This is a genomic window from Anabaena sp. FACHB-1237 (assembly GCF_014696225.1).
Lineage (GTDB): Bacteria > Cyanobacteriota > Cyanobacteriia > Cyanobacteriales > Nostocaceae > FACHB-1237.
In genome coordinates this window covers 31,463-43,083 of record NZ_JACJPV010000033.1, presented here as the reverse complement: position 1 = coordinate 43,083, position 11,621 = coordinate 31,463, and the positions used below count along the sequence as shown (strand labels likewise).

Annotated in this window: 10 protein-coding genes; 1 reads left to right on the top strand and 9 read right to left on the bottom strand. The window is 33.4% G+C overall.

Annotated features, from left to right (window positions below):
• Both H6F32_RS15220 and H6F32_RS15215 read right to left on the bottom strand, forming a co-directional pair.
• Positions 1 to 606 (bottom strand): WD40 repeat domain-containing protein (locus tag H6F32_RS15220; RefSeq protein WP_395939619.1); only part of this gene is annotated, 606 nt, incomplete at its 3' end.
• On the bottom strand, positions 603 to 2,003 hold the full coding sequence (locus tag H6F32_RS15215; RefSeq protein ID WP_199294591.1) for a hypothetical protein: 1,401 nt from the start codon (positions 2,001 to 2,003) through the stop codon (positions 603 to 605). The genes H6F32_RS15220 and H6F32_RS15215, both read right to left, overlap by 4 nt.
• 213 nt (positions 2,004 to 2,216) lie before the next feature.
• Here H6F32_RS15215 and H6F32_RS15210 point away from each other — a divergent pair, with 213 nt between their 5' ends.
• Positions 2,217 to 2,531 carry a TRADD-N-associated membrane domain-containing protein gene (locus H6F32_RS15210; RefSeq protein WP_190370156.1) on the top strand — a complete coding sequence of 105 codons (315 nt, stop codon included), beginning with the start codon at positions 2,217 to 2,219 and terminating at the stop codon, positions 2,529 to 2,531.
• Positions 2,532 to 3,087: 556 nt separating this feature from the next.
• Here the strand turns inward: H6F32_RS15210 and H6F32_RS15205 are convergent.
• The 7 genes from H6F32_RS15205 to H6F32_RS15175 form a co-directional block, all read right to left on the bottom strand.
• Positions 3,088 to 4,329, bottom strand: coding sequence for a glycosyltransferase (locus H6F32_RS15205; protein ID WP_190370155.1), 1,242 nt, complete (start codon positions 4,327 to 4,329; stop codon positions 3,088 to 3,090).
• 24 nt (positions 4,330 to 4,353) lie between these two features.
• Positions 4,354 to 5,613, bottom strand: a complete 1,260-nt coding sequence (locus H6F32_RS15200; RefSeq protein ID WP_190370160.1) for a glycosyltransferase family 2 protein — start codon at positions 5,611 to 5,613, stop codon at positions 4,354 to 4,356.
• A gap of 131 nt (positions 5,614 to 5,744) precedes the next feature.
• A complete protein-coding gene (locus tag H6F32_RS15195; protein ID WP_190370154.1) occupies positions 5,745 to 6,212 on the bottom strand; it encodes a DUF2141 domain-containing protein in 468 nt (155 codons plus the stop codon).
• A 15-nt stretch (positions 6,213 to 6,227) separates the two neighbouring features.
• Positions 6,228 to 7,229 carry an NAD(P)-dependent oxidoreductase gene (locus H6F32_RS15190; protein WP_190370153.1) on the bottom strand — a complete coding sequence of 334 codons (1,002 nt, stop codon included), beginning with the start codon at positions 7,227 to 7,229 and terminating at the stop codon, positions 6,228 to 6,230.
• 167 nt (positions 7,230 to 7,396) lie between these two features.
• Positions 7,397 to 8,614 (bottom strand): MGDG synthase family glycosyltransferase, encoded by a 1,218-nt coding sequence (locus H6F32_RS15185; RefSeq protein ID WP_190370152.1) that lies wholly within the window; start codon positions 8,612 to 8,614, stop codon positions 7,397 to 7,399.
• 147 nt (positions 8,615 to 8,761) lie between these two features.
• Complete coding sequence (devC, locus tag H6F32_RS15180) at positions 8,762 to 9,940, bottom strand: ABC transporter permease DevC (RefSeq protein ID WP_190370151.1); 1,179 nt, start codon at positions 9,938 to 9,940, stop codon at positions 8,762 to 8,764.
• 159 nt (positions 9,941 to 10,099) lie between these two features.
• Positions 10,100 to 11,314 carry an ABC exporter membrane fusion protein gene (locus H6F32_RS15175; protein ID WP_190370150.1) on the bottom strand — a complete coding sequence of 405 codons (1,215 nt, stop codon included), beginning with the start codon at positions 11,312 to 11,314 and terminating at the stop codon, positions 10,100 to 10,102.
• Positions 11,315 to 11,621 lie beyond the last annotated feature (307 nt).

Here is an 11,621-nt window from a genome sequence, read left to right as displayed (position 1 = left end):
GAATTTTTCTGTTCCTGTTCCCAAATCCCAGATTTTGATAGTCTTGTCATCAGAACCAGAAATCACCGTTTTTCCATCGGGTGTGACTGCGATCGCATTTACCGAGTCACTATGACCTGAGAGAGTGCGAATCAGGGGACTACCGGGAGGGGTGAGACTAGGAGTTAAACAAAGTAAACCTTGATTTGTGGGTATTTGTTGCAGAAGGTTGTTAATTTCTGGTGTGTCAAAATGTAGTAATCTCCCTGTCAGTTGTGCTGGTAGTTGTTGACTATCTTGATTGATAATATGTGCAGAGAGTCGCAAAGCACCTTGAATTTTTTTTAATGATGATATTGTGGTGTTGCTGTTTGAATGTAGAGACGTTCCATGGAACGTCTCTACAGGAGTTTTTGTTTCATCCTGGAGTAAATCATAATCTTCAATCAGTGCTTGTACTCCAAATGACGGATGATTGATTTTTGCTTCAATAAAGTAGTAGTTGGATAATAATTTAAACAGTTCTGGATATTTTTTACCCTCTAATAACAATCGGTGATATTCACCTAAAAACTGTTCTTTTGGTTCCTCCGACTGTTCATTAAACCAAGTCTGAAAGTTGCTCATAGTGTTAATCCCTCAGCCATATTTTGAGCAACTTCCGCGCTAATTTGTGGTAAACTCACCCCAGCAGCTTCCACAATATCCTGACGTTGTAAAAAATCGCGGAAACTCTCATGATAAAAGCGAAAACGAAAACAAGGCGGTTGATAGGTTTTTTGTTCCTGTAAAAACTGTGTCCAACCTTTCAGAACTTCCTGGACTGTGAGATCATCTTGCTGGGAATATTTCACAATCATCTCACGGGACACGGCACTTTTTAAAGCACACATTACATAAATAATTTTAATTTTATCCTTGGGTAAGGGTTTAGTTGTCATTCCCATAATGCGCCAATGACTCTCATAATATCCCTGTAAACCTGCGGGTAATTGTTCTAGTTTTTCATCCTGATAAAATCCTTCTGCAATTGCTTCTAACACATAGCGTAAATACATGAAATTATTTTCACTTTTAGCAGCGATAGTATCTACAAATTTTGATTTACTCAAGTCATGTTGTTGATTAATCCACTTTTCTAAACGTGGTTTATTTTTTTCTAACCCGAGAAATTCTAAAATATATCCTTTTACATCATCTTTACTATTATCCTGATATTCCCTCAAATCTAATTCTTGATATTTAGTATCAGGGGAAAGATTTAGTCTTTTATCATCTGAATTATAAGGTCTTCTAGTGAGTATCAGGTAAACATGATCTGGTAAATACATCGGTAAATTTAACAAATTACCATGATCATCCTGATCAACTTCATCTAAAGCATCAATAACAATGACTAAATTTTCATAATTAGCTAATTTTCCACTAGCTTTAGTTAATAAAGTAGATAAATAATCATTTTCTACATTCTGCAAATCAAATCTTTTGGTTAATTGTTCACGAATTAATCTCAGAAATACATCAGGACGGTTTTTACCTTCAGCGCGAATATTAAAAAAGCAAATTGTTCCAGGATTATCTACTATATATTTGGCAGCTATGGCACTCTTGCCCATTCCCGCATCACCGAGAATGGTAAAATAGCCACTTTTGTTATTTTGGATAAATTCGGTAATAGCATCAAATACAAATTGGCGACCGCGAAATAGTTTTGTTTTATCATCAATGACAGTTATAAATTCTGTGGGAATGGTGTCAGGATACCAGTTATCAACAATATCTGAAGGTTCGAGTTTTTCATCTATACCATTTGTTTTCAGTCCTGCATTGATAGCATTGACTACATTTTCAATTACAAATCTATCAACTGCTGTTACTTTTTTGTTTTGTTGTCCTATTAAATATTTAATTTGATCTTCACTTGCTGGTGCTGCTTCCTGTAGAGTTGCGATAGTATAACCAGCTTGTTTATATTTTTCTTTAAGTTTGTTTTTTCCTCTTTCACTAACTTGAACTTTGTTCATAGATTCCACTTTTGATTAATTTTTATAACTATAGCAAATCTGGATTATTACCGTCTAGGGAAATTAGGGTATTTTTATTTCCCCAAACTCCCTAAAATTTAGGGAAAAGTTTTCACGAATAAAACCCTTTTTTTCTCTGGTTCATTGTGAGAAATATCAATAGGATATCAATAGCTAAACGAATTGTCAAGTTGATCAAAGGAGATAGCAACTATGTTTAAGTTTAACCTATTCAATCAATCCCACCAGCCAAAACTAACTCCAGAACAACAAAAGCAAGCTTTCAATGAGTTAATTAGGCAACATCAGCTAGAATATAACGTCAAAATTGCCATTGGTACAACCTCCGTAATGTTCACATTTGTCAGTATTATCTTATTTTACACTGGCAGAATTGAACAAACCCATCTTAACATCGGTATTGGTGTAATTTCTAGTCTAGTAGGTTTTAAGTCTGCTAATGATAGCAAAAAAGAGTTAAGAGAGTTTTTAGAAAACTCTGATATTGTGAGTAACAAGACTAGCTAAATTACATTAAAATCTATCTAAAAACAGTCGGTTTTAACCAACTTTTTTAGACAGGTTTTTAGACAGGGAATAAATTCCCTGTCCACTTGATAAACTAATCAAAAACTAATTGTAATCTGGTAATTATACTTTTAACACTTGCGATAGATTCCTCAAAAGTAGGATATTCCCATAACAAATGTTTTACAGTAGATTTGAGGTAAATGAGGTACACTATCAACACAGCAAGACTTGTACTGAGCTTGTCGAAGTATGCCTGTGTGACAAAGGAAAATACTAATAATAAAAACCCCAGAAGCAAAAAACTTCTGAGGTATAAGGATTTTTAGGTACTATTGAGGACAATAGCAATTAAATTATCAGGTGGAGTAGGCAATTTTCATCCTGATAATGTCATAGCGATAATTGTCAGTATCTCAAACTAAAAACCTAAAAGCCCACAGGTCAACTACTTACATAATGTAGCAAGGATAGATGAAATTTACTAGCCAAGTTGGCGTTTTTTAAGTAGTCAGCTATCAGATCCCGGACTTCTTTAAGAAGTCCGGGATCTAAATTATTGAGAATTTACTAGTTGATAGAGTTTATCTTCAAACTTTTGGCTACAAGCTGACCAATCAAATGGCAATATAGAAGGTCTTGCTTGTTCACTTAATTGATGTTTAAGTTGCGGATCACTGAGAATGGTAATTATTTTTTCAGCAAAACTTTTAGGATTATTTGGTTCTGCTAAAAAGCCATTTGTTCCTGGTAATACTTGTTCTGCTGTGGAAGGAGCGATCGCTGCAATTACAGGAGTGCCAGAAGCTAAGGCTTCATTATTGGTAGTACAGAAATTTTCGGTAATGGAAGGGTTCACAAATATATCGGCTTTAGCAAACCAACCTAATAATTCTAATCCATGAGATTCACCCCAAATTGTCACCCCATTACCAAATTTTTGGGCGCGTTGGCGAATTTCTTTATCTAATGGACCACTACCCACAATTACTAGATGAACATCGGGAATTTTCGCAGCAACTAGAGGATAAATATCTAAAAGTTGGCCAACATTTTTCTCCGCAGTAATACGCCCTACAAATAATAAAGTCGGTCTTTTATTTTCAGGAATGGGATCATAACAAATATTGCGAGGATGAAATTTATTACAGTCTATTCCTTGATAGGGTAAATATTCACTACGCTGACATTTTAACTTTTGATATTTAGTTAATTGTTCACGGGATGAAAACAAACTTAAATTATAGGTTTCACTGAATTGTTTTACAATGATTGGTAATAGTGGACGAACGAAATTAAAGATAACATTACCCAAATAATATTGAATATAAGCAATGATATCTGTATGGAAAATCGAAATAATTGGAGTACGGGTTTTCCTAGCATATTCTACACCTATAGAACGACCATAACCTTGTAAAAATATAGAATATAAACCGCGCATTTGGGCAGCTTCTTCTACTACGATAATATCGGGTTTGAAGTTATTAAGTAATCTGGTATCACTCCAATGACGATAACTTAATGGTTGGGGTAAAGATTTATAAAAAATTAGTGGTTCTGTGGGAAATGCAAAGGAAGAAAATTTGGGAAAAATCTGTAGTTCTTGTAGTCCTGACATGGGGCGTTTTCCTACCTGTGCAGGATATTTATTATTAATAGCAGGATGGATGAGAAAAACTTCGTGTCCTTGTTCTAATAGCCAACGTACTCGTTGATGTACTGCCACAGAAACTCCGGTTAAAAATGGAGCATATAAGCCCGTAAATAAGGCGATCCTCAGAGGTTTTTTAGTCATGATAATGAAAGTTAATTCTAATATTTAAAGTGATGTTTTTGGATCTATTGGTTGATCTAGCCATTCATAAGGTTGATATTCAAGAAGATGGATATTTTTCTTACCTTTAATGCGATAAGTAAGTCCCCGCCATTTTATAGTAGATGTCCAAATGGCAGATAATATTACTAAACCATAAACCCATTGAGTTAAAGGAATTGATAGTAACAGTTTTATAATATTTATTGTTGATAATTTGGGTTTTTCTTGATTTTGATGATAAATAACTGGTTGACTAATAAATTCTGCTAATAAGATGATGATCAGTAAACCAATGGTATAGGAAATATAGATACTAGTGAGGAGAAATGCTGGATAAAATTGACCATCAATTATTAATTTTATGATGGTAATAATCGTTAAATTAGGAACAAGAATACTAGAAAATGATTCGCTAATAATTGCTAACCATTGGGGATGATATAATTTACAATTAATGATTAATCTGGTAATAGGTTCTAGGATATTATTTAAGTTAATTTCGTCTCTATTTAAGATTAATAATGAAGGAACAAATTTAATTTTAAGTTTATGTTTTTTGATAAGTTTATGGATAATGAAATCATCATTAAAGACTTCTTGCCAATCTTTTGTAAGTTCAATTTGATGTAATACTTCTGTTTTTATGGCTAAAGTTCCACCCCAAGGAATTTGAAATAAAAACATTTGTATAACGCTAGAAACATTACCCGCATAACGCACTAATGAACCCCAGTAATTATTAGTAACAAGATACCAACGATTACCAGTAGTTACACCAATTTTATCATCCATTAAAGGACTTACTAATTCTCGTAACCAGGTAGGATGAATAATGGTATCAGCATCAACAAAAGCGATGATTTTATATTCACTATCTAAGTTAGAAACTGCTTGTAATAAGGCCGTACATTTGAGGCTACAATTATGACGAATTTCTGTTAATGTGGTAATTTGAGCGTTTTTTGCTTGTAGTTCGTTGATAGTTTCTTTGGTAATTTTAAAAGCGGGATCTTGGGGACTATCAATGATAATTTTTAAATCATAGTCGGGGTAATTTTGTTGTAATAGCGATCGCAAACAACTAGGTAAAAATGGATCAGCACCTCGTAAACACAAAATTACTGCGGTTTTTGGTAGTTGATCATCGGGTAATAATGGTGATTTATTAAAACGTAAATGCCATAAAAATATTAATGTTAAACACATTTGAATTATCAGCCAACCAAATAAAGACTTAGATAAAAATATCATCATATCTATCATAATATTTGGTGTTAATTCTACAGTCTGTGACAGCATATTTATCTTCCTATATTGATACTTTTATATCCCCCACTTTTGATCTAAATTTGATCCCGGTAAGTAGGGGATATTGGTATTTATTCTCCTATTAATTAAGGATCAAGTGAATATTTAATAAAAATCTGAATAGTGCGGTTTTTCTTCAATTTAAAACTGGATTTTTCAAAAGTTGGTGTACCAGTGGCAATAGAAACTGTGGGGTTACGAGAAATTCCAAAACCCTCTTGAGGAATGCCAAAAAAGTCTTTATTCAGTTTATGATCGCCATTTTGATCATCAATTACGGCTACAGCATAATTACCGGGTTTTAAATCAGTAAATACCTGAGTGATAGAAGAACCTGTAATTTTACTACAGCCACTTTTGACTTCACTTTTATTATTGAAAGGAAATCCTGTTTCTGAGTTATAAACTCGCATACAAATTTCCCCAGTTTTGTTAGTAATACCATTCACAACTACAGTTAAAGATGTAGTTTCTTCAGCATAAGCTACTTTGGTAAAACTTACAGTTAATAAAGTAGCAATTAAGAAGTTAGTAAGTTTTAACGTTTTTAACATTTGTGGATAATTTCCTTATTTAGCTAATTTTTGCAGGTCAGTTTTTTGTAACCATTGTTGAGTAAGACGCATTCCTTCTGTTAAATTAATTTTGGCTTGATAATTTAAAAATTTTTGGGCTTTAGCAATAGAATAAGCGTAAGGCCGACTCATAAAATCAACTGATTCGGGCAGAATATCGGCTTTTTTTCTAAATAATTTTTGTCCTTGCATACGTACCTTCAAAAATAATTTCATTTCCTCCTTAGGTAAGGACATTGGTGCAGCACAACCAGCGATATTTGCCAAACTATTAAAATACTCTTTCCAAGAAGTTTCTTGTCCATCGGTAATATTAAATATTTCGCCATAAACAGCTTTTTCTACTGATAAAAATATGGCATCTACTAAATTGTCCACATATAAATGATTCATGACTCCTTTACCATCATTGGCATAGGCAAATAATTTTTGTTGCATCATTTGTACTGGCCGCACTATCCAAGGCATAGAACCAGGTCCATAGACATCTCCAGCGCGAATTATAATTACTCCAAAGTCTAATGAATTAAGTTTTAAAACTTCTCTTTCTGCTTCAATTTTTGTTTGACAATAGGGGTTATTTTCATCAGCAAGTACCCCCAATTCTGTAATTTTATCAACATAGTTAAAGCCATAAACTAAGGCTGTAGAAAGATGTACAAAGGTTTTAACTCCTGCTTCTTTAGCAGCTTTAGCAAAGTTTAAAGTACCTTCTACATTTATCTGGCGAAAATGTTTAATATCTCCTGCTTCTTCGGCCATTTGGGCAGTGTGTAATACGATATCTACTCCTTGACAGGCTTGTTTAGCAATTGCCGGATCGGTAATATTGCCAACCAGGATTTCTACGCCTAAATTTTGCAGTATTTTCTCCTTAACTGGAGAAGTTTGAAAACCTCTAACTTTCATACCTTGAGATATGGCTAATTCGGCTGTACGTAAACCGATAAATTCATCAATGCCTGTAATTAGTAAGGTTTTATTTTGTAATGTCATGGGTAAATATTTCAGTAATTAGAGAGGATAGTTTCAGTGTACTAGAGGTCAATTAAGCTAATGTGCAGCACTCACTGTATAATTAAAAAACCTGAAGTTACAGTAGCACAAGCATCTTGCTTGTATTAATTATTCAAGTTAAAGGCACAACAGCTTAATATCTACTTCTATCGTAGGTTACTATTACTTTCTACAATTTTTTGTAGCATTTGGGGAATTTCAAAAACTGCCTGGTTATTAATAGCAGCAACGTGGTAACGATAATGGTTAAGGGATACAGGATCAAGAAATTCATTAACAGCTTGGGCAATTTTTCTAAAACTAGAAATTACTAAGCCTACCTGTTTTTCTTGTATCCATTCTGTATTGTATTTTTCAGGAATTAATGTACTGGCATTGCGTTCTACTATTACTGGTAATTGCATGGCTAAGGCTTCACTAATACTACCAGGTCCTGGTTTACCAATGAAGAAGTCAGATAAGTACATATAATAAGGAATATCACTGGTAAAGGTAGTAATATATTGGCTAAGTTTGCTGTTTCTTTGTTGTAGTAAAGAGGCTAATTTTTCATTTTTTCCACAAATAAAGATTAATTGCATTTGTGGATGAAGATGTTCTAAACGTTTGGCAATTTCTAACATAACCATTGAACCTTGACCACCAAATAAAACTAGTCCTGTTAATTTGTGAGGATCTAAGTTTAATTTTTGTCTTCCTGTAGGGCGATCGCAATTAATTGGTTCATAAAAATGTGGATGAATGATCATCCCAGAAGTTTGTAAAATTCTCTCTTTAGCTACTCCTAAATCATGGGCTTGTTGCACGGCTTTATCTGTACCACAAATTACATAACTTCCTGTGGTTGGTTCTATCCAAAAATGGGGAGGACAATCAGCAAAATCTGTGAGAATTATAACTATTGGTGTTTCTGGTTTAACTTTTTTTAAGGTATCGCACAAGGAACGATTATATAAAGGAACTAAGGAAATTACTAAATCTGGTTGTTGTTTTTCCCAGTATTCTTGAAATATTTCTACAGAAGTTTCATGATAAATTTTAATAACTAATTTACCAAGAAACATCATAATCAATTGTAATCCTGTCCAACCTTTTTGTAGTATTTTATTCCATAATTCATAACCAGGAATACCGAAAAGTTTGTTAAACGGATCAACTATTTTATTAGTTTTAGCTAAGGTTTCTTCAAGGATTTCATCCACATCTGTAACCCGAATTTCCCAAGGTAAGTTTTGCCGTTTAATGACTTCACTAAGGGCTTTTAATGCAGCATAATGTCCTCCACCAATTTTAATAGTAAGGACATTAACAGCTAATTTTTTTGCAGAAGGTAGAGGAGTTTGGTGTGTTTCTATTTGTTGCATATTTAATTACCTCGTTAATTATAGGATTCATAAAACTGGAACATTGATAGGATGCGTCAGATATCAAGAGGGGATTTATTTACTTGATTTATGGAGTCTGACACACCGTAGAATAGATATTTATCGTCATCCTGAATCCTGAATGAATTAAAAAATGTCTGCTGGATCAGCCGAACGTAATTTATTAATAGCTAAAGCACCAGAAGTAGTACAAATTAATCCGGTGGAAACTAGCACTAATAAAGCATTATTAGTAGTCATGACAATGGGTAATTTAGTAGCTTTCATGGCGAAATCATATAAACCAATGGAAATAATAAAGCCAGGAATATAGCCTAATATTGCTAAAATTAATGCTTGTTGAAATACCACATTTAATAAATAACTGTTGGGATAACCGATCGCTTTTAAAGTAGCATAAGCAATAAATTGAGTGGCAATATTGCTATAAAGAATTTGATAAACAATGACCACACCAACCACAGAAGCCATAGTTAACATCAAGTTAAGAATAAAACCTATGGGAGTTCTCACTGACCAATATTGTTTTTCAAAGTCAATAAAACCTTGACGGGTGAAAATTGTTACATCTTTGGGTAAATTAGCTTCTAAAATTTCTAAAACTTTTTGCGGATCTGCATCGGGTTTGAGTTTAATGATGCCCACATCTATTTTTTCTACAGGACGAGTATTAGGGTTAATTCTTAAAAAGGTGGAATCACTCACAATTAAGTTTCCATCTACCCCAAAGGAAGGTCCTAAACTGAATAAACCTCCTACTCTCACACGATAACCTTTAACAGCATCAAAGGGGAAAATTTCAATTGCTTGTTGAGTATTTCCCTGGTTAAATAGTTCGGCTATTGGTCCAAATTCGGGGCGAGAATCTCGATCAAAAAGCATAACATCGGGCATTTTTAATTGGTCTAAATGTTGTTCTACTTCAGGAATATCCATAACAGGTTTTCCTGGATCAAAACCAATGACATAAATTGAATATTTTTCACCACTAACAGGGTTTTTTAATTTAGCAAATTGCAGATAAATAGAACTAACTGAATCAACTCCTTCAAAACCTAATGCTTGATATAAACGGGTACGGGAAAAACTTTGAATTGCGGTTAATGATTTATATTGAGAACTGACTAAAAATAAATCTCCGCGTAATCTTTGATGTACTGCGGTGGCGCTGGAATATAAGGCATCTTGAAATCCTAGTTGAATAAACATTAACAAGACAATAAAGCCAATTCCAGCTACAGCGACAACAAAACGGATTTTTTGCTGTGCTAATTGTAGCCATGCTAAAGGAATTTTGATATTCATATATTTGGTAGCTTTTTAAGTAGGTTGGGTTGATAAACCTAACATTTTTATCAATTTGTTGGGTTTCATTTCCTTGGTTGATAAACCTAACATTTTTATCAATTTGTTGGGTTGGGTTTCACTTAGTTCTACCCAACCTACAATATTGAGAATTTACAGTTAAATTTCAATTGATACATCCACTTGTAAGTTAGTTAAACGTGAAACTTTTTCGCTATCTTTGGGGTTATCAATTGATATTTTTACTTCAATTACTCGGCGATCTGTGTCAGAATTTGGGTTAATACTAAAGATGCTTTGTTTATCAACTTGCCAACCTATTTCTTTCACTTTTCCCTGTATTTTTTCTGGAAATGCTGTACTGGTAATCAAAACTTTTTGCCCAACTTTTACTTTTTCTATATCGGTTTGATACACTTCTGCTAATACTTCCATCTTTGATGTATTGCCAATTTCCGCAAATCCTGATGTGCCTATTACTTCTCCGTTTCTCGCATGAATTTTCAAAATTGTACCGTCTATTGGTGATTTAATATAGGTTAAATCATGGTCAGCTTTTGCTTGTTTAATGGCAGTTTCTGCACTTTTGACTTCACTTTTTGCTACTTCTACATCCACTAAACGTACTTCTTGAATACTGTTAAGTTTAGATTGGGCCTGTTTGAGTTGATCTGCTAAGGTTTCTTGAGTACGTTTTAAGGCAGATTTTGCTTCTTGTAATTGTTGTTGGCTAGTTTTTAAAGCTAAGGCTTTACTATCAGCAATTGAGGCAGAAATAGCACCATCTTTGTATAATTTTTGATAGCGATCGCTCTCTTTTTGGGCATTTTCTACTTCTGCTTGAATCCTTTTTATTGTGGCATTTTGTACCGCAATTTCTCCTTTTAATTGTGATTGTAATTGGGTCATATTTGCTTTTTGGGCATTAATATCACCGGTTTTTGCCCCAGCTTTAATTTGTGCTAATTTAGCCTTAGCTACTAATAATTTATCAAATGCTTGTTCTATTGCTGCTTGGGAACGGTTATAGTTCTCTAAATAAGCTAATATTTGTCCAGTTTTAACTGGATCTCCTTCTGTAACTAATAACTTTTCTACCCGCACACCATTAATAGAATTAGGTGCAGATAAATAGGTAATTTTATCTTGTGGTTGTAATCTTCCTAATGCAGTTACCGCAAGTTTAACAGGTAAATTTTTAGGTTTAGTAACAGGAGTAACCAAAGATTGATTATTTTTTACATCCTTGATTTGAGAAACACTGTATAAAGATACTAAACCTGCAACTAAAGTTAAGGAAGTTGCAATAATAATTTTCCACTTTAACCCAATTTCTTTCAATTGAAATACTTGGCGTTCTTTATTTATTGCCATATTTTTAATGTGTAAGGTACAGAATATTTTTTAAATATTTGTAAGCATTCAGCAATCAGTAATCAGCAAAACTTGGAATTTATGAGGATTTTAAGTGGAAAACTCACAAATTGATTTTGATATAAGTCTCCCTGAAAAAATCCTTTAAACTTAGTACAAGAAGCAGTTTTAGCTGACTGCTTATAAATGTTCAATATTTACTAGCATTAACTGTCAAATTTAAGGACCTGATCCTAAAATTATCTAACATTCTAGCTACGTGAAACCAACATCATAATTTTAATAGAATCTCTCTTGCTTTCACCTG